At 69.7% G+C, this 23,444-nt stretch carries 18 protein-coding genes; 12 read left to right on the top strand and 6 right to left on the bottom strand.

Going from position 1 to position 23,444, the window contains the following annotated elements; translation table 11 throughout:
- Positions 1-4: 4 nt before the first annotated feature.
- The 4 genes from ACEN96_RS03410 to metW all read left to right on the top strand — a co-directional run bounded on the left by ACEN96_RS03410 (position 5) and on the right by metW (position 4,671).
- Positions 5-637, top strand: coding sequence for a glutathione S-transferase family protein (locus tag ACEN96_RS03410; RefSeq protein WP_495586647.1), 633 nt, complete (start codon positions 5-7; stop codon positions 635-637).
- Between the two features lie 204 nt (positions 638-841).
- Positions 842-2,713 carry a signal peptide peptidase SppA gene (gene sppA / locus ACEN96_RS03415; RefSeq protein ID WP_495586648.1) on the top strand — a complete coding sequence of 624 codons (1,872 nt, stop codon included), beginning with the start codon at positions 842-844 and terminating at the stop codon, positions 2,711-2,713.
- Positions 2,714-2,902: 189 nt separating this feature from the next.
- Positions 2,903-4,090 carry a homoserine O-succinyltransferase MetX gene (gene metX / locus ACEN96_RS03420; protein ID WP_495586649.1) on the top strand — a complete coding sequence of 396 codons (1,188 nt, stop codon included), beginning with the start codon at positions 2,903-2,905 and terminating at the stop codon, positions 4,088-4,090.
- Positions 4,087-4,671, top strand: coding sequence for a methionine biosynthesis protein MetW (metW, locus tag ACEN96_RS03425; RefSeq protein ID WP_495586650.1), 585 nt, complete (start codon positions 4,087-4,089; stop codon positions 4,669-4,671). The genes metX and metW overlap by 4 nt, the downstream gene beginning before the upstream one ends.
- Before the next feature lie 19 nt (positions 4,672-4,690).
- On the opposite strand, the gene ACEN96_RS03430 is transcribed toward metW, so the two are convergent.
- From ACEN96_RS03430 to ACEN96_RS03440, 3 genes are all read right to left on the bottom strand, one after another.
- Entirely contained in the window at positions 4,691-5,143 is a 453-nt protein-coding gene (locus ACEN96_RS03430) for a hypothetical protein (RefSeq protein ID WP_495586651.1), read from the bottom strand.
- A gap of 32 nt (positions 5,144-5,175) precedes the next feature.
- Positions 5,176-6,576, bottom strand: a complete 1,401-nt coding sequence (locus ACEN96_RS03435) for a hypothetical protein (protein ID WP_495586652.1) — start codon at positions 6,574-6,576, stop codon at positions 5,176-5,178.
- Positions 6,577-6,663: 87 nt separating this feature from the next.
- Positions 6,664-7,689: a M14 family metallopeptidase gene (locus ACEN96_RS03440; protein WP_495586653.1), complete on the bottom strand. Its 1,026-nt coding sequence runs from the start codon at positions 7,687-7,689 to the stop codon at positions 6,664-6,666.
- 26 nt (positions 7,690-7,715) lie between these two features.
- Between ACEN96_RS03440 and ACEN96_RS03445 the strand changes: the two genes are divergently transcribed.
- The 3 genes from ACEN96_RS03445 (at position 7,716) to ACEN96_RS03455 (ending at position 11,250) form a co-directional block, all read left to right on the top strand.
- Entirely contained in the window at positions 7,716-8,564 is an 849-nt protein-coding gene (locus ACEN96_RS03445; protein WP_495586654.1) for an alpha/beta hydrolase, read from the top strand.
- Positions 8,565-8,663: 99 nt separating this feature from the next.
- The gene (locus ACEN96_RS03450; protein WP_495586655.1) at positions 8,664-10,139 is read left to right on the top strand and encodes a M20 family metallopeptidase; all 1,476 of its coding nucleotides are present in this window, start codon (positions 8,664-8,666) and stop codon (positions 10,137-10,139) included.
- Between the two features lie 88 nt (positions 10,140-10,227).
- Positions 10,228-11,250 (top strand): LysR family transcriptional regulator, encoded by a 1,023-nt coding sequence (locus ACEN96_RS03455; RefSeq protein WP_495586656.1) that lies wholly within the window; start codon positions 10,228-10,230, stop codon positions 11,248-11,250.
- Here the strand turns inward: ACEN96_RS03455 and ACEN96_RS03460 are convergent, their stop codons facing one another.
- Positions 11,251-12,387 carry an aminoglycoside phosphotransferase family protein gene (locus ACEN96_RS03460; RefSeq protein ID WP_495586657.1) on the bottom strand — a complete coding sequence of 379 codons (1,137 nt, stop codon included), beginning with the start codon at positions 12,385-12,387 and terminating at the stop codon, positions 11,251-11,253.
- 178 nt (positions 12,388-12,565) lie between these two features.
- On the opposite strand from ACEN96_RS03460, the gene ACEN96_RS03465 reads away from it, so the two are divergent.
- The 3 genes from ACEN96_RS03465 to rsmA are packed head-to-tail and all read left to right on the top strand — an operon-like array spanning position 12,566 to position 17,129.
- A complete protein-coding gene (locus ACEN96_RS03465) occupies positions 12,566-14,938 on the top strand; it encodes an LPS-assembly protein LptD (RefSeq protein WP_495586658.1) in 2,373 nt (790 codons plus the stop codon).
- Between the two features lie 10 nt (positions 14,939-14,948).
- Complete coding sequence (locus ACEN96_RS03470) at positions 14,949-16,343, top strand: peptidylprolyl isomerase (RefSeq protein WP_495586659.1); 1,395 nt, start codon at positions 14,949-14,951, stop codon at positions 16,341-16,343.
- Between the two features lie 18 nt (positions 16,344-16,361).
- Positions 16,362-17,129, top strand: coding sequence for a 16S rRNA (adenine(1518)-N(6)/adenine(1519)-N(6))-dimethyltransferase RsmA (rsmA, locus tag ACEN96_RS03475; RefSeq protein ID WP_495586660.1), 768 nt, complete (start codon positions 16,362-16,364; stop codon positions 17,127-17,129).
- 272 nt (positions 17,130-17,401) lie between these two features.
- On the opposite strand, the gene ACEN96_RS03480 is transcribed toward rsmA, so the two are convergent.
- Entirely contained in the window at positions 17,402-17,833 is a 432-nt protein-coding gene (locus ACEN96_RS03480) for a barstar family protein (protein ID WP_343638221.1), read from the bottom strand.
- A gap of 347 nt (positions 17,834-18,180) precedes the next feature.
- Positions 18,181-20,478: an NADP-dependent malic enzyme gene (locus tag ACEN96_RS03485; protein WP_495586661.1), complete on the bottom strand. Its 2,298-nt coding sequence runs from the start codon at positions 20,476-20,478 to the stop codon at positions 18,181-18,183.
- A 176-nt stretch (positions 20,479-20,654) separates the two neighbouring features.
- Between ACEN96_RS03485 and ACEN96_RS03490 the strand changes: the two genes are divergently transcribed.
- The gene (locus tag ACEN96_RS03490) at positions 20,655-22,754 is read left to right on the top strand and encodes a two-component system sensor histidine kinase NtrB (RefSeq protein WP_495586662.1); all 2,100 of its coding nucleotides are present in this window, start codon (positions 20,655-20,657) and stop codon (positions 22,752-22,754) included.
- Positions 22,751-23,407 carry a response regulator transcription factor gene (locus ACEN96_RS03495; protein WP_343638163.1) on the top strand — a complete coding sequence of 219 codons (657 nt, stop codon included), beginning with the start codon at positions 22,751-22,753 and terminating at the stop codon, positions 23,405-23,407. Before ACEN96_RS03490 ends, ACEN96_RS03495 begins: the two co-directional genes overlap by 4 nt.
- Positions 23,408-23,444 lie beyond the last annotated feature (37 nt).

The raw sequence follows: 23,444 nt of genomic DNA on the forward strand, positions 1-23,444 counted from the left end.
CACCATGAAGCTCATCGGATCCCTCCACAGCCCCTACGTCCGCAAGGTCCGCATCGTCATGGCGGAGAAGAAGCTCGACTATCAGTTCGAGCTGGAGGACGTCTGGGGCAGCGACAACATCCTCAAGATGAACCCGCTCGGCAAGGTGCCGTGCCTGGTCATGGAGGGGCAGGATTCGATCACCGGCGCGATGTTCGATTCGCGCGTCATCGTCGAATACGTGGACACGCTGTCGCCGGTGGGCCGCCTGATCCCGGACCGCGGCCGCGAGCGCTGCGAGGTCCGCACCTGGGAAGCGCTGGCCGATGGCCTGATCGACGCCTGCGTCGCGGCGCGCCTGGAGGAGACCTGGTCCGGCCGCGCGCCGGGCGAGCGCAGCCAGGCCTGGGTGCAGCGCCAGATGACCAAGGTCCACGCGTCGCTGCAGGCGATGGGCCTGGGACTGGGCGAGAAGACCTGGTGCTCCGGCAACCACTTCACGCTGGCCGATGTCGCGCTGGGCTGCGCGCTGGGCTACCTGGACTTCCGCTTCGCGCAGATCGACTGGCGCGCCGCGCACCCGAACCTGGCCAAGCACTTCGACAAGCTCATGACGCGCCAGAGCTTCCAGGACACGCTGCCGCCCGCGAACGCCTGATCGCTGCCGGATGGCTCCCGGCGCCTCGACGCCCGGCCCCGCGCCGGGCGTTGTCGTTTTCAGGCGTCCCACCGGGAGATCCCTCCAACGGGCGAGTCCCCCGCTGACTTCCCGCCGGGGTTGGCAACTGGGCTCACAATCGCCCGATCCGGCTCCGGATGCGAGCCGGCCCGACATTCCGTTGACGGACCCTGGGAGGACTGGATGGGTGTGAAGCGAGCGTTGGCGCCGATCGGGCGTCTCTTTGGCCGGCTGTGGTGGTTCCTGGACGGCACCCGGCGCGTGGTGTTCACGCTGCTGTTCTGGCTGATCGTGATCGGCCTGATCTGGGCCTCGACCCGCGGCGCCAAGCCGCTGCAGGACAAGACCACGCTGGTGCTGGACATCCAGGGCGAGGTCGTCGAGCAGTTCTCCGGCTCGCCGCGCGATCAGGCGATCGCGCAGATCAAGGGCGAGAACCGCGCCCAGACGCGGCTGCGCGACATCGTGCGCGCGCTCGACGCGGCCGCCAAGGACGACAAGATCGCGCAGGTGCTGATCGACCTCGACCAGATGGGCTCGGCCACGCCGGCCGCGCTGCACGAGATCGAAGCCGCGATGACCCGCTTCAAGGCCAGCAGGAAGCCGCTGGTGGCGTACGGCAACGCCTATGACCAGCGCGCGTACTACCTCGCCGCGCAGGCCTCCGAGGTCTACGTCCATCCGATGGGGGGCGTCCTGATCGAGGGCTACGGCCGCTACCGCAACTACTACAAGGACGCGCTGGACCGCCTGGGCATCGCGCCCAACGTGATGCGGGTGGGCACCTACAAGAACGCGGTCGAACCTTACTTCGCCAACGGTCCGTCGAAGGCGACGCTGGAGGCCGAGGGCTACCTCTACGACGAGCTGTGGGCCCGCTACCAGGCCGGCGTCGAGGCGGCGCGCAAGCTGCCCAAGGGCGCGATCCAGCGCGCGATCGACGAACTGCCGCAGCGCCTGGCGGCGGTCAACGGCGATCCGGGCAAGTTCGTGCTGGCCGAGAAACTGGTCGACGGCCTGAAGACGCAGGACGAGATCGACGCGCTGCTCGAGAAGCGCGGCGCGAAGGATGACAAGCACCTGCGCCGCATCCACCTGGGCGCCTACGTGGCGCAGCTGCCGCCGAAGCTGCCGGCGGCCGAGGGCCAGGTCGGCATCATCGTGGCCGAGGGCGAGATCGTCGACGGCAATGCCGGTCCGGGCAAGATCGGCGGCGAGTCGATGTCCAAGCTGATCCGCCAGGCGCGCGAGGACGACAAGATCAAGGCCATCGTGCTGCGCGTGAATTCGCCGGGCGGCAGCGCCTTCGCGTCGGAGCTGGTGCGCCGCGAACTCGAGGTGACGCGCGCGGTCGGCAAGCCGGTGGTGATCTCGATGGGCGGCGTGGCCGCCTCGGGCGGCTACTGGATCTCGATGGCGTCCGATGAGGTGATCGCCGATCCGTCGACGATCACCGGTTCGATCGGCGTGTTCGGCATGCTGCCCACCGGCGAGAAGCTGCTGGACAAGCTGTCGATCCACACCGGCGGCTACACGACCACCTGGCTGGCGAGCGGCTATGACCCGCGGCGGCCGCTGGATCCGCGGCTGGCGCAGGTGGTGCAGTCGTCGATCGAGCACATCTATGCCGAGTTCACCGGCAAGGCGGCCCAGGCGCGCAAGAAGACGCCGCAGCAGATCGACGCCGTGGGGCAGGGCCGGGTGTGGACGGGCGCGCAGGCGCTCGAGCGCGGCCTCGTTGACCGCAACGGCCTGCTGGCCGACGCGGTGGCCAGCGCCGCCAAGCGCGCCAAGCTGGGCGACGATCCGACGGTCCGCTATGTCGAGCCCGAGCGCAGCACGGTCGACCGCATCCTGACCAGCGTCGGCGATGCGGCCGCGCCCTCGCTGCGCGGCATGGTGATGCAGGCGCTGGGCGGGCTGCCCACGATGCCCGCGCCGCTGCAGGAGGCGCAGGCCGACATGAGCTGGCTGGCCGAGCAGGCCCAGGCGGGCCCGGCGGGCAGCAAGCCGCCGGTGCGCGCGATCGTGCATTGCCTCTGCACGGCGCCGTAGGCGCCCGGCGGGCGGCTCCGGGGCCGGCGGGACCCGGGGCCGTGGCTATACTCCCGCCCCATGGCGCCGATTTGTCCGGCTTGCGGGCGCCCAAGAAATGCAGCTAAAGAGGGACACCCGATCCGCGGATCGAGACCCGGTGTTCCGCTTCAAGCAGCGGCGCCGGGTTTTGCTTTTTTGGGGTGTTCCATGGGATCTGTCGGTGACGTCACACCGCAGCGCTTGTTGTTCGATGAGCCGCTGACCCTGCGCAGCGGGGCCCACCTGGGCGGCTACGAATTGATGGTCGAGACCTACGGCCGTTTGAACGAGGACAAGTCCAACGCGGTGCTGGTGTGCCACGCGCTGAACGCGAGCCACCACGTGGCCGGCACGCATGCCGGCGTCGAGAAGAGCGAGGGTTGGTGGGACAACCTGGTCGGGCCGGGCAAGCCGCTCGACACGGACCGCTTCTTCGTCATCGGCGTCAACAACCTGGGCTCGTGCTTCGGGTCGACCGGCCCGATGCATCTGAATCCGGCCACCGGCCGCGTCTACGGCGCGGACTTTCCGGTGGTGACGGTGCATGACTGGGTCGACGCGCAGGCGCGCGTGCTGGACCGCTTCGGCATCCGGCAGCTGGCGGCGGTGCTGGGCGGATCGCTGGGCGGGATGCAGGCGCTGGACTGGTCGCTGCGCTATCCCGAGCGCATGCGCCACTGCATCGCGGTGGCGACGGCGCCCAACCTGTCGGCGCAGAACATCGCGTTCAACGAGGTCGCGCGGCGCGCGATCATCACCGATCCCGAATTCCACGACGGCTTCTTCTACGAGCACGGCGTCGTGCCGCGCCGCGGGTTGCGGGTGGCGCGGATGATCGGCCACATCACCTACCTGAGCGACGACGTGATGGAAGAGAAGTTCGGTCGCCAGATGCGATCGGCGGAGCTGGGCTATTCGACCTCGGACATCGAGTTCCAGATCGAGAGCTACCTGCGCTACCAGGGCGACAAGTTCAGCGAGTACTTCGACGCCAACACCTACCTGCTGATCACGCGGGCGCTGGACTACTTCGATCCGGCGCGCGAGCACGGCGGCGACCTGAGCCGGACCTTCGCGAGCGCGCTCTGCAAGTACCTGGTGGTGAGCTTCACGACGGACTGGCGCTTCTCGCCGGCGCGCTCGCGGGAGATCGTCAAGGCGCTGCTGGACAACAAGCGCGACGTCTCTTATGCCGAGATCGACGCGCCGCACGGCCATGACGCGTTCCTGCTGGAGGACCCGCGCTACCACGGCGTGCTGCGCGCCTATTTCGACCGGATCGCGAAGGAGCACGAACGCGCGGTGCCGGGCGTGACGGCGCCGGTCTCGCATCGGCTGGCGGGAGTGGCGGTATGAGTGATCGGGCCGTGATGGACATGATCGCCGAGCTGGTCCCGGCGGGCTCGCGCGTGCTGGACCTGGGCTGCGGCACCGGCGAGCTGCTGGCGCATCTGCAGGCAGCCAAGGGCTGCACCGGTTATGGCGTGGAGCTGGACGACGCGAACGTGCTGGCCTGCGCGCAGCGTGGCGTGAACGTGATCCAGCTCAACCTGGAGGAGGGGCTGGCGATCTTCGAGGACCAGAGCTTCGACGTCGTGCTGCAGCTGGAGACGCTGCAGAACCTGCGCAACACCGAGGCGATGCTGCGCGAGACCGCGCGGGTCGGGCGCATCGGCGTGGTGAGCTTCCCGAACTTCGCGCACTGGCCCAACCGGCTGCAGGTGCTGCAGGGGCGGATGCCGGTCACGCGGGTGCTGCCGTACCAGTGGTACGACACGCCCAACATCCGCGTCGGCACCTACGCCGACTTCCAGATCCTGGCGCGCAAGTGCGGGCTGAGGGTGCTGGACAGCTTCGGCGTGCAGGCGGGCCGCCAGGTGCGCGTGCTGCCCAACCTGATGGCCAGCATGGCGGTGTTCAAGTTCGATCGGGATTGAGGGACTGGGCGCCGGACTTTCAATCGTCGACGAGGTGGAACAAGGCCGCTCGCCAGGACCAGAGGTCCACGGCCTTGAGCGACATTCTCCGGATCGTGTCCGGCCGCATCCACCACAGCAGCGGAACGGGAACGCGGTCACAGAAACCTTCGCGCCGAAAGTTCATGTGGCTGAGCTTGCGGAGCCAATCGCCACCAGGGTCGAGCAGCCAATGATCGAAGCCGAAGACCTGGATGGCTCGCGCGCCGTTTGTGGTGGCCAGGGCGAGGGAGTCCTCCAGGGCCATCCAATCCGGATGGCGGGCAGCGTCCGCATGGACGCGCCGGATGTCGGGCCAGCGCACATCCAGTTGGCCAGCGACTGCCTCGGGCGATGCGGCAACTCGATGTACGAGTACGAGCAGACCCCATCGACCTTCATTGCTGATCATCTGGCGGGACAGCCGGATCCACTCCTTGGTCGAACCGGCCATGGACGGGGGCCCAGACTTCGCTCCCAGGGACATCACGCCGCCTCCGCATGAACGGAGGCCGTTCCCAAGGTCTCACTGGCTGCGGCATATCCGGCCAAGGTCCGCACCACCGGGTGGCTGTGGCGCCACGAGCCGGCGTTGTACTCAAGCAGTGCGCCTGAGCCAACGAGTTCCGCGAGCATGGGGCTGGTACCGACGTTGATCTTCGCTTGGTCGATCGTGGCGAGTGCCAGGTACTGCGCCTCGGTCAGGCAATAGCGATAGTCCGCCGCGAGGGTCGCGATCGCGGACTCCATCGCGTGCGCGTCAATGCGGCCGTGCTCCGCATCAACGCAGGCGTAGCTCAGCAGGCGCAGCAGATCGCGCAGATGACCACCGGAGCATTCGATCAAGCGATCAAGATCGGCGACGCATGCGAACAGACTGTGATGACACCGTTTGAGCACGAGTTCGCGCAATGCGTCGAAAGCTTCCTGACGACGCGTCGTCCCATCGCTTTCCAGCAGCTTCACCATGGGCAGGGTGATGTGCTCGAACAGATCCAGCCGGTGCCCGCTGACCTTGAGCGCCAAGGGCGCCGCATAGACGACGAAGCACTGCAGCTGGGTCAGCTGATTGACATCGTCGACGAAGAAGCGCTTCCAGTCCCCCGGATTGAAGCGATCCGGCCCATCGACCACGAAGAGCACCTGCTGCCGGCCTCCCCTGTCATGCAGGGCCGCGGTGGCTGCCGCGATCAGCGCGTTGAGCGACGCCGCGAATTCGGCGCAGGTGCTTCGCATGACCTCGCGCAGCGTGTCCTTGCACGCACTGCCGGCCCGGATCATCGAGGTGAAGCGGCCCAGCACCTTGCCCAGCAGCGGAACGCCACCACCCGCCTGGGCCTCCAGGCACAGGCTGGAGGCCATCTCGCGGACGCGTTCCTGGGTGAAGACGTGCTCTGCAAACCAGTCGTGGAAACGCCGCACCGGCGCATTGGGGATGGTGATGCCGTCCTCCTGCAGTCGACGGACGAGTTCCCCGGCGATCGCGAACCACGTGTCGCTGTAGCGGGCATCGTTCGGATTGATCAACGCCTGGAGATCGACATGCACCACCCAATAGCGTCCCGGGTGATGGAGCGCTGCAGTGAGATGACAGAGCTCGGTGCTCTTGCCACAACCGACATGGCCAAACAGCAGCATGTGCAGACCGGTGGGGCTGAGCGGGAGCATCCTGCCGCTCTCGGGATCGAAGCTGAGCTTGGAGTAGAAGCGGCGCTCGAAGGTCTCGCCACGCGCATGCGACGTCAGGACGTACCGTTCGTCCGTGGCGGTCAGTGGATGGCGGTAGTTGAGGAAGGCATTGGCCGCGATCACGTGCTTTGGCGCGGCTTCCAGCGCCGCTGACATCGCGGGCGAGCGCAGCGGGAAAAGGGCATCGATGTCGATCACGGGAGCTCCTGACAAACGGGAGCCGGGAGCGTCGGTCTCAATGCCTTCTGTGTCTATGACTGGTTTTTGGATCCACTAGCAAGAACATCAGTTTTCGTAGCGCCCGAGCCTCACCATCGTCTGCCCCGCCTGCCCGGCGCGGCGCGACGGCATGATCAGCACGCACTCGTCGTGCGGCGTGACCCAGCGGCGCGCGCCGTCCTCGGCCAGCGGCGTGCCCGCCTCCGGAATCACCATCAGGTGATGCGTCGGCATCAGGAAGCGGAAGCCCGCGCTCGCCGCCGTCACGCCCTCGCCGACGCGCACCAGCCGCTGCCTCGCCGGCGCCGGCGCGCGCAGCCGCCCTCGCGTCCACGCGTCGTCGGCCATCTCCAGATGCCGCAGGAAGCGCGCCGTCACGTCGATCGCCAGGTCCGCGCTCGCGGGCTCCCAGTGGGCGCCGCATTCGACCAGCACCGCCTGCCGGCCGCTCGCCGGATCGGCGAAGCCGCCCCGGTCGATCATCCGCAGGCCCGCCGCGTGGCCGGTGTCCACCAGCAGCGTCTCCGGCTGTCCCAGCGCGCGCGCCAGCGGCACGCTCTTGTCCGTCATGCCGCAGATCGTCAGCGCCGGCGCGCCGGGCTCCTGCATCGAGTGCAGGTCCAGCAGCACGTCCGCCGCGTCGACGAAGGGCGCCAGCTCGCGCGCCCGCCGCAGCTCCACCGAGTCGCGCGATCCACGCAGCACCGCCTCGTCCCAGACGCGGTTCATGTCCTCGTCGACGCAGCGCGAGGCGAAGGGCTCCAGCGCATTGAAGCGCCCGAAAGCCTCGACGTTCGCGAAGGCCAGCACCAGCCGGCCGCGCGCGGGCCTGAACGCCTCGCGCAGCAGGCCGTCCAGCGCGATCGCGCCGCACAGCTCGTTGCCATGGGTCAGCGCCACCACCATCGCCGACGGCCCCGGCCGCCCCGAGTCGAGCACATGCACGAACTCGGTGCCGGTCCCCGTGCCCCGCCGCCAGCGCTCGATGGGCGGCGGCTGCAGCCGGACTTCCGGATGAAAGGGCGGAAAGGACTCGAGCAGCGCGGGCGTCATGGGCGTCGAAACGTGGGGGTGCCCACGGCGATCGGACATGGCGGGCGATCCTACACTCCGGGCCCATGAAGACCTTGACCGGCCATGACGGCCTCCCGCTGCACTGGCGGGAATGGGGCGCCGACCTGTCGCTGCCCACCCGCGGTTCCGTGCTGATCGTCCACGGCCTCGGCGAGCACATCGGCCGCTACGAAGCCCTCGCCCAGCGGCTCAACGACTGGGGCTGGCATGCCGCCGGCTTCGACCAGCGCGGTCATGGCGCCTCCGGCGGCCCGCGCGGCGACATCCCCCGCCGCGACAGCCTGCTGCTCGACCTCGCCGCCGCCATCGACAGCCTGCGCGCCGACGAGCGCAAGGGCCGCGGCCCGCTGATCCTGCTGGGCCACAGCATGGGCGGCGCGGTGGCGGCGCGCTTCGTCGCGGGCGCGCTCGAGCAGGCGCCCTGGTCGCGCCCCGTCGACGGCCTGGTCCTGAGCTCCCCGGCGCTGGACGCCGGCCTGTCGGCCTTCCAGCGCGGCCTGCTCGGCGCCACGCTGCCGCTGGTGCCCCACCTGGCCGTGGGCAACGGGCTCAACGCGGGCTGGGTCTCGCGCAGCGCCGACGTCGTCCAGGCCTACAAGGACGATCCGCTGGTCCACGACCGCATCACGCCGACGCTGGCGAAGATGATCGCGTCCTTCGGGCCCGAGACGCTGCCGCTGGCCCCGCGCTGGACCACGCGCACGCTGCTGATGTGGGCCGGCGCCGACCGCTGCGTGGCCCCGGCCGGCAGCGCCGCCTTCGCCGAGGCCGCCAGCGCCACGGGCAAGGTCCAGGCGCAGCCCTTCCCGGGCCTGGCGCACGAGATCTTCAACGAGCCTGAGCGCGAGCAGGTCTTCGCCCGGCTGCGCGCCTGGCTGGACGCACGCTCCTAGAATCGGCCGATCCACCCCCAACCCGTCCGGACCGGCCGGCGCGACCCCGCGCGGCGTCCGGGCCCGCCAGGCGGCCGACCGGCCGCGCAGGAGATCCGCATGAACGCACGTGATCCGTCGTTGCCGCTGCAGGCCGATGAAATCAGCGCCCTGGGCGCTTTCGCCGAGAAGGTGTGGGACCAGGAGATCGTCCCCGCGCTGAGCGACTACATCGCCATCCCCGCCAAGAGCCCGATGTTCGACGCGGACTGGCAGGCCCATGGCTACATCGAGCGCGTCGTGCGCGACGCCGCCCAGTGGGTGGAAAGCAAGAAGATTCCCGGCCTCAAGCTGGAGGTCATCCGCCTGGAGGGCCGCACCCCGGTCATCTTCTTCGAGCTGCCCGCGACCAAGGCCGCCAGCGACGACACCGTCGTCCTCTACGGCCACCTCGACAAGCAGCCCGAGTTCAACGGCTGGCGCGCCGACCTCGGCCCGTGGACGCCGAAGTACGAGGACGGCAAGCTCTACGGCCGCGGCGGCGCCGACGACGGCTACGCGATCTACGCCTCGATCACCGCGCTGATGGCGCTGGACCAGCAGGGCGTGGCGCGCCCGCGCTGCGTCGGCCTGATCGAGACCTGCGAGGAATCCGGCTCCTACGACCTGCCCGCCTACATCGACGTGCTCAAGCCGCGGCTGGGCAATGTCTCGCTGGTCGTGTGCCTGGACTCCGGCGCCGGGGACTACGACCGCCTGTGGATGACGACCTCGCTGCGCGGCATGGTCTCGGGTGTGCTGAAGGTCGAGGTGCTGACCGAAGGCATCCACTCCGGCGATGCCTCGGGCGTGGTGCCGTCCTCGTTCCGCATCCTGCGCCAGGTGCTGGACCGGCTGGAGGATTCCAGGACCGGCCGCCTGCTGCCCGAGTCCTTCCACTGCGAGATCCCCGGCGTGCGCGTCGAGCAGGCGCGGGCGACCGCCGCGATCCTCAAGGAGGAGGTCTACAAGCGCCTGCCCTGGGCCTGCGGCGCGGACGGCGGCCCGGTGCTGCCGGTGACCTCGGACCCGGTCGAGGTGCTGCTCAACCGCACCTGGCGGCCGACGCTGTCGGTGACCGGCGTGGACGGTTTCCCCGAGCTGAAGAACGCCGGCAACGTGCTGCGCCCGTACACCGCGTTCAAGCTGTCGCTGCGCCTGCCGCCGCTGATCGACGGCAACGAGGCCGCGCTGCGGCTGAAGGCGCTGCTGGAGGACAACGCCCCGTACAACGCCAAGGTCAGCTTCGTGCCGGACGGCCGCGCCGGCGCCTATGGCGCCACCGGCTGGAACACGCCCGAGCTGTCCTCGTGGCTGAGCCAGGCGCTGGACGACGCCAGCCAGGCGCATTTCGGCCAGCCGGTCGGCTACGTCGGCCAGGGCGGCACGATCCCGCTGATGAGCATGCTGCAGAAGGGCTTCCCGGCGGCGCAGATGATGGTGTGCGGCGTGCTGGGCCCCAAGAGCAACGCCCACGGCCCCAACGAGTTCCTGCACGTGCCCTACGGCAAGCGCCTGACCGCCGCGGTGGCGCAGGTGATCGCCGCGCACCCCTGACGGCCCCGGGCCGCCGCGGCGGCCCGCTCGCCGACCGACGTTGAAAGAGGCGGCCCGCCACGCGCGGCGCCCGCCCGGAGGAGACGGGATGGATCAGGTCAAGGCCATGCGGGTGTTCACCCGCGTGATCGACGAGGGCAGCCTCGCCGGCGCCGCGCGGGCGCTGGACCTGGCGCCGGCCGTGGTGACGCGGCTGGTGGCGGACCTCGAGGAGCACCTCGGCGCGCGGCTGCTCAACCGCACGACGCGGCGGCTGTCGCTGACCGATGTCGGCGAGGGCTACCTGGAGCGCTGCCGCCGCATCCTCAGCGACATCGAGGAGGCCGAGGCGCTGGCCTCCGCCGCCGTCAACGAGCCGCGCGGCAACCTGCGCGTGCTGATGCCGCCGGCGATCGCGATCCATCAGCTGGCGCGGCACATGGCCCGTTTCCATGCGCTGTATCCGATGGTCAGCGTCGAGCTGGTCGCGCCGGGGCCGGTCGACACGATCGACGAGAGCTTCGACGTCACCATCATCTCGACGCGCAGCCCGCTGCAGGGCGATTTCATCGCGCGCAAGCTGGCCAACACCGAGGTCATCATGTGCGCCTCGCCCGAGTACCTCGGGCGGCGCGGCCGGCCCCAGCATCCGTCCGAGCTCAAGCAGCACGACGTGCTGCTGCCGCCGATCCACGAGCTGGCGCGCGGCGTGACCTTCGAGCGCTGCGGCGCCGGCGGGCTGACCGCGGAGAGCTATTTCGCGATCCCGTCGCGGCCGGTGATGACGACCTCCTCGGTCGACACCAAGTACGCCTGCGCGCTGCACGGGCTGGGGGTGGCGGGGCTGCCGTCCTTCGTCGTCGGCGACGCGCTGATGGAGGGCGCGCTGGAGCGCGTGCTCTCGCAATGGCGGATCTACAACTACCAGCTGTGGGCGGCGATGCCCACGCGCAAGTTCGTCCCGGCGCGCACCCGCGCGTTCATGGACTTCCTGATCGAGATCTTCGGCGGCCGGGACGAGGATCCGTGGCTGGCCGCGGCGGGCTGCCCGAGCTATCTGGCCGCGCAGGAGCTGCTCGCCGCCCGGGCGGCCAAGGAGGCGAAGACGGCCGCGCCCGCCGCCGGCGACTGATCAGCGCAGGCTGAAGCCGGTCTGCGTGTACTGCGGCTGCAGGTCCTCGATGAGGCGCAGCAGCGGCGACAGCTCGACGTAGCGCGTCGCCGTCTTGACGACGTAGGCGTAGAAGCGCGGCAGGTCCTCGGCGTAATGCGGCTTGCCGTCGCGGTGCTTGAGGCGGCAGAAGATGCCCATGATCTTCAGCTGGCGCTGCAGCACGGTCCATTCCAGCCGGCGCCAGAACAGGCCGAAGTCCAGCGCCATCTCGTGCGGGTCCTCGCCGGAGGGATCGGCCGGGTCCTGGCCGAACAGGCCGGCCTGGCGCGCGCCCTCCCAGTAGCGGACGGCCCAGTCGAGTTCCTCCGCTTCGTCCCAGGAGATGAAGGCGTCGCGCAGCAGCGAGGCGATGTCGTAGGTGATGGGGCCCATCACCGCGTCCTGGAAGTCCAGGATGCCCGGCGTGCCGCCATCGGCCGGGCAGATCATCAGGTTGCGCGGCATGTAGTCGCGGTGCATCGGCACGCGCGGCTGCGCCGCGATGTTGGCGGCCAGCAGCGTCACCGTGCGGTCCCAGTAGCCGCGCTGCTTCTCGTCCCACTGCCGGCCGTGATGGGCCTGGACGCACCAGTCGACGAAGATCTGCAGCTCGCGGCGCACGAAGGCCTCGTCGAAGGGCGGCAGCGCGCCGTCGGCGCGCGCGGCCTCGCAGGACTGCCAGCGCAGCAGCGCGCCGGTCGCGTCGCGCATCAGTGCCTGGGGGCGCGCCATGTCGCCGTCGCGCTGGGCTTGCAGCAGGACCTCGATGTAGGAGCTGGTGCCCAGGTCCTCCATCAGCGCGAAGCCAAGCGCCGCGTCATGCGCGAGCAGCGCCGGCACGTGCAGGCCGCAACCGGCCATGAGCTGGCCGACCTCGACGAAGCGCGTCACCTGGTTGGGCTGGGCCGGATCGTCCATCACGATCAGCGTGCGGCCGTCCGCGGCGGCGATCCGCAGGTAGCGCCGGAATCCCGCGTCGCTGCTCGCGGCGGCCAGCGTTCCGGGCAGCAGGCCATGCGCGGCCGCGAGCGGCGCCAGCCAGAGTTGGAAGCGGCTGGCGCGCTCGGGATCGGGCCAGAGCGCCGTGGCGGCGGGGGAAGCGGGAGCGGTCGTCATCGGGCGCGGGGCGGGGAAGCGGACGGGGCCGCTGCAGGAGCGGCCCCGGGGTCGGTGACAAGGCGTTCGGGCGGTCCGGCCAGCCCGCGAGCCTCGTGGATAATGATTCTACAAACCCCGGGCAGCGCGGCGCGACCGACGCGCGGCCGCCTGACCTCTGCAAGACGCTGCCCGCCTGATGCGCCCTTCGGTTCCCCGTCCCCGTCCGATCTCCCTGGCCGCCGCATTGGCGGTGGCGCTGCCCGCGCTGACGGCGCAGGCCCAGGAGTCCGCCGGCCAGCCGCTGGTGCTCAAGGCCGTCAAGCAACTGCACCAGGCCAAGCGCAAGGACGTCCGTCCGGCGATGGCGCTGAGCGCCGACCGCATCACCAGCGAGCTCGACCAGACCTCCACCGCCGAGGGCGACGTCCAGCTGCGCTACGGCGGCATGCTGCTCAAGTCCAAGACGCTGCGCTACGACTATCCGCAGGACCTGGCCACCGCCGAGGGCGAGGTCGAACTCAGCCAGAACGGCGCCGTGCTGCGCGGCCCGAAGCTGGAGCTGTACGTCGACAAGTTTGAAGGCCAGCTCGACAGCCCGACCTATTTCTTCGCCTCGACCGGGGGCAGCGGCAGCGCCAAGGCGCTGTACTTCCTCGGCGACCAGCGCATGCGCGCCGACGAGGCGACCTACTCGACCTGCCCGGTGTCGGAAGAGGGCGAGCGCAAGCGCGATTGGGAGCTGGTCACCAGCAGCCTGAAGCTGGACTTCGACACCGGCGAGGGCGTGGCCACCAACGCGGTGGTGCGCTTCCTCGGCGTGCCGATCCTGGCGGCGCCGTCGCTGAGCTTCCCGCTCGGCGACCAGCCCAAGACCGGCCTGCTGCCGCCCAACGTCAACATCGACAACCGCAGCGGCTTCGAGTACGGCCAGCCCTTCTACTGGAGCATCGCGCCCAACCGCGACGCGACGATCACGCCCTTCGTGATGACGCGCCGCGGCCCGGGCGTGGACAGCCAGTTCCGCTACCTCGAGCCCGGCCACCGCGGCCAGATCGACTACGCGCTGCTGCCGCACGACCGCGTCACCGGCCGCTCGCGCTGGGACCTGCGCCTGAACGGCGACGGCGACATCACGCCCAACTGGACCTACAACGTCCACACCGAGCGCGTCTCCGACGACGACTACTGGAAGGACCTGCGCAGCCGCATGCTGTCGCAGACGCCGCGGCTGCTGTCGACGGACCTGCGCACGCAGCGCGACTTCAGCTTCAACTGGGGCGAGATGCAGACCTACGCGCGGGTGCAGAAGTGGCAGCCGCTGCAGGTCGCGGACGCGCAGGACCGCTTCGCCTCGCCGTACCAGCGCTCGCCGCAGATCGGCATGCGGCTGCAGACCGGCGCCGACGAGTCGGTGCTGGCCGGCTATCTGCCCACGGGCCGCAGCGCGCGCCTGGAAGGCGGCCTCGAGCTCGAATACAACCGCTTCGACCTGCCCGGCGGCGCGCTGGACACGCAGCTGCAGACCGGCGAGCGCCTGCACCTGCTGGGCCATGTGAGCCTGCCCTTCAGCGGCGCGGCCTGGTGGCTGATTCCCAAGTTGTCGCTGAACGCGGCCAGCTACAACGTCGACCGGCCGCTGGACACGACCGGCCGGCGTTCGATCAACCGCACGATCCCGACTTTCAGCATCGACCACGGCTGGATCCTGGAGCGCAACACCTCGCTGTTCGGCCAGAACATGCGCCAGACGCTGGAGCCTCGCCTGCTGTACGTGAACACGCCGTTCCGCGACCAGAGCGAGATCCCCAACTTCGACGCCGCGCCGCGCGACTACAACTTCGATTCGGTGTTCGCCGAGAACCAGTTCTCCGGCGTGGACCGCGTCAACGACGCCAACATGGTGGCCTTCGGCGCCACCACGCGCTGGATCGAGGACGAACGCGGCGAGGAGCAGCTGCGCCTGGGCATGGTCCAGCGCTACCTGTTCCGCAACCAGCGCATCACGCCCGATGGCACGCCGCAGACGCACCGGCTCTCGGACGTCGTGCTGCTGGCCTCGGCGCACCTGAACCAGGCCTGGTGGACCGACAGCACGCTGCAGCTCAATTCCGCCGACGGCAAGGTCGAGCGGACCGTGCTGCGGCTGCGCTACTCGCCGGGGCCGTTCCGCACCGTCAGCGCCTCGTACCGCCTGGCGCGGGGCCAGAGCGAGCAGGTGGAGCTCGCCTGGCAGTGGCCGCTGTTCGGGCCGGACCGCAAGGCGGTCGCCGGCGGGCCGGGCTGCGCCGGCGCCTGGTACGGCGCGGGCCGCCTGCAGTACAGCATGCGCGACAAGCGCTTCACCGATTCGGTGATCGGCGCCGAGTACGACTCCGGCTGCTGGATCCTGCGCGTGGGCGCGGAACGGCAGGCCACCGGCCGCGCGGAAACGAACACGCGCCTGATCCTGCAACTGGAGCTGGTCGGCCTGTCGCCGCTCGGCTCCAATGCCCTGAAAGTGTTGAGAGACAATATTCCGGGTTACCGTTCGCTGAGCTCCGAGCGCTCGGCCTTTGGCACTTATGACTGAACTGCGTTCGATGCGACATCTCAAGCCTGTGGCGGCCACGCTCCTGTTCCTGACCGCCGCCCTGGCCGGCACGGCATCCTCGGCGCAGACCCAGCCCGCGGCGGCTGCGGCCACCGCGGCGGCGAAGCCCGCCGCGGCCGCGCCCGCCCGCCCCCCCGTCGAACAGCGCCAGCTCAAGCCTGGCGACTACATCGCGGCGATCGTCAACAGCGACATCGTGGCGGCGTCGGAAGTGATCCAGCGCACCGCGCGCATGCGTGACGAGGCCCGCCAGCGCGGCCAGACCGTCACCGACGAGCAACTGCACAAGCAGGCGCTGGACAGCCTGATCGACGAGCGCGCGATCGTGACCTACGCCCGCGAGAACGGCCCCCGCGTCGACGAGCCGGAACTGGACCGCGTCGTCGCGAACGTGGCCACGCAGAACAAGCTGTCGATGGCCGAACTGCGCCAGCGGCTGTCGGCCGAAGGCATCGACTTCAAGCGTTTCCGCGAGAACCTGCGCGACCAGATGCTGAGCGAGCGCGTGCGCGAGCGCGAGGTGCAGGGCCGCATCCGCGTCACCGACGGCGACGTCGACAAGTACCTGGACGATCGCCAGGCCGCGCTGAAGCAGGGCAGCCTGCAACTGAACGTCGCGCAGATCCTGGTGCCGGTGCCCGAAGGCGCCGGCCCGATCGTCGTGGCCGAGCGCAAGGCGCGCGCCGAAGCGGCGCTCGCGCGCATCCAGGGCGGCGAGGACTTCGGCAAGGTGGCCCGCGAGGTGTCGGAAGACGCGAACAAGGCGCGCGGCGGCGAGATCGGCCTGCGCGGCGCGGACAAGCTGCCCGACGTGTTCGTCGAGGCCGTCAAGAACCTGAAGGACGGCGAGACCCGCCCGGAGCTGCTGCGCTCGGAGGCCGGTTTCCACGTGCTGAAGCTGATCGAGCGCCAGAGCGGCAAGGCGTCGATCAACGTGGTCGTGCAGACCCATGCGCGCCACATCCTGCTGCGTCCGTCCGAGCAATTGAGCCCGGAACAGGCGACCCGCCGGCTGGTCGAGTTCAAGCGCGCGATCGAGGCCAAGCGCGCCACCTTCGAGATGCTGGCCCGCGCCAACTCCGAAGACGGCAGCGCGCAGGAGGGCGGCGACCTGGGCTGGGTCTCGCCGGGCGGCTTCGTGCCCGAATTCGAGCAGGCGATGGACGCGCTGCCGCTGATGGGCATTTCGGATCCGGTGCCGTCGCGCTTCGGCATCCACCTGATCCAGGTGCTGGAGCGCCGCGACGTGGTGCTCGACAACAAGCAGTTGCGCGAGCAGGCCCGCAACGCGCTGCGCGAGCGCAAGTACGAAGAGGCCTACAACGACTGGATGAAGGAACTGCGCGCGCGCGCCTTCATCGAGACGCGCGAGTGGCTGGACTGAGCGGCCGGGACTGAGTTCATGGGACATGTCGCGCGCAAGCGCTTCGGCCAGCACTTCCTGACCGACAAGGCCGTCATCGACGCGATCATCGACGCGATCGGTCCGGGCGAGGATCAGGCCATGGTCGAGATCGGCCCGGGCCTGGGCGCGATGACGCTGCCGCTGCTGCAGCGGCTGCCGGTCTCGAGCCGGCCGCTGACGGTCATCGAGCTGGACCGCGACCTGGCCGCCCGCATGCGCAAGCGCGGCGATGTCACGGTCATCGAATCCGACGTCCTGAAGGTCGACTTCGCGGCGCTGGCCGCCGAGCGCGGCCGCAAGCTGAAGGTCGTCGGCAACCTGCCGTACAACATCTCGTCGCCCATCCTCTTCCACCTGCTGGGCGTGGTCGACCATGTCGTCGACCAGACCTTCATGCTGCAGAAGGAGGTCGTCGACCGCATGGCCGCCAGCCCGGGCAGCAAGGACTACGGCCGCCTCAGTGTCATGCTGCAGTGGCGCTATGACGTCGAAGGGCTCTTCGACGTGCCGCCGCAGGCCTTCGATCCGCCGCCGCGGGTCGACTCGGCGATCGTGCGGATGGTGCCGCTGTCGGCGCCGGCCAGGATCGACGAGGCGCTGCTGAGCGAGCTGGTCGCCTCCGCGTTCTCGCAGCGCCGCAAGTTGCTGCGGCATTCGCTGGGCAAGTGGCTCGAGGCGCGTGGCTTCCAGGGCGAATTCGACCTGCAGCGCCGCGCCGAGGAAGTGCCGGTGGCGGAGTTCGTCGCGCTGGCGCAATCGCTCTGATATTCGGCTCCGGCATTTGCGAAGACCCAAAGCAAAAGGCCTTCCGTCGCCGGAAGGCCTTCTGAAGAGAACCCGGGGTTCAGGCGATCAACGATCGGGAACGATCGGTCAAGCGGCGCTCAGCCACATCGACGTGTCGAACGCGCTGCACATCATCGGCATGTTCATGCCGAAGTTGGGGTTCGGATTGGTCTTGGTGCTCTTGAGCACCGGTTTCGCTTCGGGGGCCACCTCAGTCGCCCGCTCCCATGACCCTGATTCTTGGGAGCGGGCTACTGAAAAGAATAAAAACACCGGAATGAGACCTTGCGCTCGGCCCAGAAGTCGGCCGCCTCGCGGAACACGTCGAGCAACTGCTCGCGCGCCTCGCGGTCGAACTTCGCATGGTCAGGCAACTGGTCCAGCACCACGACGAAGCCCGGTTGCGCGCCCGACTTGTGGACCAGATTGGTCATGCAGTCGTACAGCGCATCCATGTTCTTGCCGAAGTGCGCCGGGAACAGGAAGCTGCTGGCGATCAATTCGAGCACGTCCTGTTTCGTGTCCGCGGACACCAGGTTGGCGTACAGGAAATGTTGGCCGGCGTCCTGCGCGGCCTGCATCAAGTCCTCGACCCGGTAGGCTCTGATCGCCTGCACGATGTTGGGACGGACTGTCTGCAAAAGCATTGTCGCGTTCCTCCTAGATGGGGTATCCGAGCTCAGGGTGGGTGAGGCCGCGGCACCGGACAGTACCCGCTGGGGGCCTGCGATCGTCGGTGGGGGAGGGCTGCCAGCGAGGGTTAACCCTGAACTCTGAAACCAAGATGGTACAGAAACGGCCTCGAATGCTCAAGCCGGGGTCTGCCACAATGCCCTAAAAAGCGGCATTGTTAGCACGTGCCTACATTCACTGGAGGACTAGCGAATTCGAGCAGTCATCCAGCCGAAATCAGCTGGTGAGCCGCTACAAACTTTTTATATAGGCCGTGTCCGGGGTCGGGATTAGCGGCGATCGGATGACCCGGAAAGGCGGGCGGAGCGGCCGCGGAAGGGGCGGCCGCCCCTCCCGATCAGCGTGCCGCGTTGGCGTCCGCGACCGTCAGCGCGGTCATGTTCACGATGCGGCGGACAGTGGCCGACGGGGTCAGCACATGCACCGGCTTGGCCGCGCCGAGCAGCACCGGCCCGATCGCGATGCCGCCGCCGGCGGCGGTCTTCAGCAGGTTGTAGGCGATGTTCGCGGCGTCGATGTTGGGCATGACCAGCAGGTTGGCCTCGCCGGTCAGCGGGCTGTTGGACACCAGCTCGCCGCGGTACTTCGGATCGAGCGCGGCATCGCCGTGCATCTCGCCGTCGACTTCCAGCCAGGGCGCGATCTCGCCGAGCAGGCGCAGCGCCTCGCGCATCTTGATGGCGGAGGGCTGGTTGCTCGAGCCGAAATTGCTGTGCGACAGCAGCGCCGCCTTCGGGCGCAGGCCGAAGCGCATCATCTCCTCGGCCGCCATCATCGTGATCTCGGCGATCTGCTCGGCGGTGGGGTCGTAGTTGACGTGGGTGTCGACCAGCATGACCTGGCGGCCCGGCAGGATCAGGCCGTTCATGCAGGCGAAGTTCTTGACGCCGGCGCGCTTGCCGATGACCTGATCGATGTACTGCAGGTGCATCGCGGTGTTGCTCCAGGTGCCGCAGAGCATCCCGTCGACCTCACCCTTGTGCAGCATCATCGCGCCGATCAGCGTCAGGCGGCGGCGCATCTCGATCTTGGCGAGCTGCTGCGTGACGCCCTTGCGCTCGGTCATCTGCAGGTAGGTCTGCCAGTAGTCGCGATAGCGGTGGTCGAACTCGGTGTTCACCACGTCGTAGTCGCGGCCTTCCTGCAGGCGCAGGCCGAAGCGCTCGCAGCGCTGGGCGATCACCTGCGGGCGGCCGATCAGCGTCGGGCGGGCGAGGCCCTCGTCGACGACCACCTGCACCGCGCGCAGCACGCGCTCCTCCTCGCCTTCCGCGTAGGCGACGCGCTTGTGCTGCGCCCTCTTGGCGATCTGGAAGATCGGCTTCATCGTCGTGCCGGAGGCGTAGACGAAGCTCTGCAGCTTCTCCAGGTAGGCCGGCATGTCCTGGATCGGACGCAGCGCCACGCCGGAGGCCTCCGCCGCCTTCGCGACCGCCGGGGCGATCTTCATCATCAGGCGCGGGTCGAAGGGCTTGGGGATCAGGTACTCGGGGCCGAAGCTCAGGTTGGCGCCCGCATAGGCGGCGGCGACGACCTCGCTCTGCTCGGCCTGCGCCAGCTCGGCGATCGCGTGGACGGCGGCGATCTCCATCTCGTCGTTGATCGTCGTGGCGCCGCAGTCCAGGGCCCCGCGGAAGATGTACGGGAAGCACAGGACGTTGTTGACCTGGTTCGGATAGTCCGTGCGGCCGGTGGCCATCAGCGCGTCGTCGCGGATCGCGTGCACGTCCTCGGGCTGGATCTCCGGATTCGGATTGGCCAGCGCGAAGATGATGGGCCTGGCCGCCATCGACGCGACCATGTCCTGCTTGAGCACGCCGCCGGCCGACAGGCCGAGGAACACGTCCGCGCCGGCGATGACCTCGCGCAGGCTGCGCAGCTCGGTCTTCTGCGCGTAGACGGCCTTGTCCGGGTCCATCAGTTCGGCGCGGCCTTCGTAGACGACGCCGGCCAGGTCGGTCACCCAGATGTTCTCGCGCGGCAGGCCGAGCTTGACCAGCAGGTTCAGGCAGGCGAGGGCGGCGGCGCCGGCGCCCGAGGTCACCAGCTTCACCGAGCCGATGTCCTTGCCCGCGACCTTCAGGCCGTTGAGCAGGCCGGCGGCCACGACGATGGCGGTGCCGTGCTGGTCGTCGTGGAAGACGGGGATCTTCATCCGCTTGCGCAGCTCGCGCTCGACGTAGAAGCAGTCCGGCGCCTTGATGTCCTCGAGGTTGATGCCGCCGAAGGTGGGCTCCAGCGCGGCGATCACGTCGACCAGCTTGTCCAGGTCGCGCTTCTCGTCGATCTCGAGGTCGAAGACGTCGATGCCGGCGAACTTCTTGAACAGGACGCCCTTGCCCTCCATGACCGGCTTGGAGGCCAGCGGGCCGATGTCGCCCAGGCCGAGCACGGCGGTGCCGTTGGAGATCACGGCCACCAGGTTGCCGCGTGAGGTGTAGCGGAAGGCGTTGGCCGGATCGGCCACGATTTCCTCGCACGCGGCGGCCACGCCCGGCGAGTAGGCCAGCGCCAGGTCGCGCTGGTTGATCAGCTGCTTGGTCGCGGCGATCGCGATCTTGCCCGGGGTCGGAAACTCGTGATATTCGAGAGCGGCCTGGCGCAGCTGGGCGCGTTTTTCTTCGGACGTCGGCATGAGGGGCTCTTCTGGTTGAAACCGGTCCGCCGTCGCGGGCCGGGTCGGCGATTGTAGGAGTCCGACCCGGCGGCGACAGTGCGGACTATGCGTATGCTGCATGTCGGCCGCGCCGCGGGGGCATACGCGAAACTGCGCATCGGCCAGCCTTCGCGGGGCGCCATACTGCCTGCCCCATGCTCACCGCCTCCACTCCTTCCCTGGCGCCGCGCGCGCGGCCGCGGCGCCGGCGGCGCGCGCTGCTGTGGGGGACGCTGGTCGGACTGCTGCTGGTCGCGCAATCGCTGCTGCTGTCGCTGACGCTGAGCCACGAGGCCGCCCGCGCGCAGGAGGCCTCCGACCTGGCGGCCACCGAGGTCACCGCGCGCGCCAAGCAGCTGATCGGCCGCGACCTGCAGGGCCTGCAGGGCCTGATGTGGGCCCAGGACGACGAGTGGCGCGGCAATGCCGCGGCGCTGCTGCGCCAGACGCGGGTGCTGCTGCGCATCGAGCTGCGCGACGCCGAGCGCCAGGTGCGGCGCGCCGTCGACACGCCCTACGCGCCGCCGCTGTTCTCGACGCTGTCGCGCGGGCAGTTGCAGATCGAGACCGAGCTCGCCTGCATCGCCGCGCTGCGCCAGGGCACGCCGCTGTTCTCGCGCTCGTACTTCGTGCCGGGGCCCGGCGGCGACGGCCTGGAGGTCGCCGACCTGTGCCTGCCGCGGGTGCGCGCGGGCGAGCCGCGCTCCTACGTCGTGGCGACGATGGGCCTGCGGCCGCTGCTGGAGGAATCGGTGTCGCAGGAGCAGGCGCGGCGCTTCGAGCTGTCCTTCGTCGAGGGCGACGGCACGCGCCTGGCGCGCACGGGCCTGACGCGCGGCAGCGGTTTCTACCTGACCGAGCGGCTGCTCGACCTGCCCGGGCTGAGCCTGCAGCTGCGCGTGGACAACGCGACCGGCCGGCCGCAGCTGATCCCCAACCTGGCGACCGCGCTGGTGATCGGGCTGTCGCTGGCGCTGTTCGCGCTGGTCATCGTGCTGGCGCGCGACACGCGCAAGCGCGCGCAGGCCGAACATGCGCTGGCCGAGGCGCTGGCCTTCCGCCAGGCGATGGAGAACTCGCTGATCACCGGGCTGCGCGCGCGCGACCTGGACGGCAACATCAGCTACGTGAACCCGGCGTTCTGCGCGATGGTGGGCTATCCGGCCGAGGAGGTCGTCGGCACGGGCCGTCCGCCGCATTCGCCGCCGTACTGGCCGCCGGAGTTCGTCGACGAGTACTGGCGCCGCCACCATGACCGGGAAGCCCGATGGGAAGCGGGCCTGCCGCCGCGCGAGGGCTTCGAGACCGTGTTCGTGCGCAGCACCGGCGAGCGCTTCCCGGTGATGATCTACGAGGCGCCGCTGCTCAACGCCGAGGGCCAGCAGACCGGCTGGATGAGCGCGGTGCTGGACCTGAGCGCGCAGCGCAAGGTCGAGGAGCTGTCGCGCCAGCAGTCGGACCGGCTGCAGGCGACCGCGCGCCTGGCGACGGTGGGCGAGATGGCCTCGCTGCTGAGTCACGAACTGAACCAGCCGCTGGCGGCGATCGCGAGCTACGCGACCGCGTCGATCAACCTGATGGTGCGCGAGGCCGACGACCCGCAGACGCCGGCGATGGTGCGCCAGGCCGTGACGCGGATCGCCGAGCAGGCCGAGCGCGCGGGCCGCGTGATCAAGAGCGTGCACGACTTCGTGCGCCGGCGCGAGGCGGCGCGCGAGTGGGTCAATGTCGAGCAGCTGCTGGACGCGGTGCTGCCGCTGGTGCGGCTGCAGGCGCGCAAGAGCGGCGCGCGCATCGAGATGGACGTGCCCCCGGGCCTGCCGCGCGTGCGCTGCGACCGCACGATGGTCGAGCAGGTGCTGCTGAACCTGACCCGCAACGCGATCCAGGCGATGGACGGCCCGACGCCGCTGGCCGACCGCGCGCTGGTGCTGCGGGTGCGGCGGCTGCAGCCCAAGTGGCTGAGCTTCGCGGTGATCGACCGCGGGCCCGGCATTCCGGCCGAGGTCGCGCGACAGCTCTTCACGCCCTTCTTCACGACGCGCACCGAGGGCATGGGTCTGGGCCTGAGCCTGTGCCGCACGGTGGTGGAGCAGCACGGCGGCGCGATGGACTTCGACAGCCGCGTCGCGCCCGCGTCGCCGACCGGCACCGAGTTCCGCTTCAGCCTGCCGTGCGAGGATGCGCCCGGCGCCGCGATGAACCCCGGAGCCGATCGCTTCCCCGTCATTGGATCCGGAGAGTCCTCCTCATGAAGCCGCAGTCCCTGCCGATGGTCTACCTCGTCGACGACGAGGACGTGGTGCGCGACGCGCTCGCCTGGCTGCTGCGCTCGCGGCGGCTGCTGTCGGAGGGCTTCGGCAGCGCCGAGTCCTTCGAGTCGATGCTGGACGCGCTGCCGCGCAGCGGACGGGACTGGCCGTCGGCGCCGAGCTGCCTGCTGCTGGACGTGCGCATGCCCGGCATGAGCGGGCTGGCGCTGTTCGAGCGGCTCATCGAGCGCGGCCTGCTGCAGACGCTGCCGGTGATCTTCCTGACCGGCCATGGCGACGTGCCCACGGCGGTCGCGGCGGTGAAGCAGGGCGCCTACGACTTCGTCGAGAAGCCGTTCTCCGACAACGCGCTGGTGGACCGCGTCGAACAGGCGCTGGCGCGCAGCGCCGAGGCGATCGAGGCGCGCGACTCGAAGGCGGCGCTCGGGCACCGCGTCGGCGAGCTCACCGAGCGCGAGCGCGAGGTGATGCAGCTGGTCGTGCAGGGCCTGCCGAACAAGCTGATCGCGGACCAGCTCAACATCAGCGTGCGCACGGTGGAGGTGCACCGCGCGCGGGTGTTCGAGAAGATGGACGTCAAGTCCGCGGTCGAGCTCTCCAACCTGCTGCGCGGCGACAATGCCGCCCATGGGTGAATCTTCTGAATCGCGCGGGAGCGGGGACGGACGGCCG

It is taken from the genome of Roseateles sp. Mitsp63 (assembly GCF_059491535.1).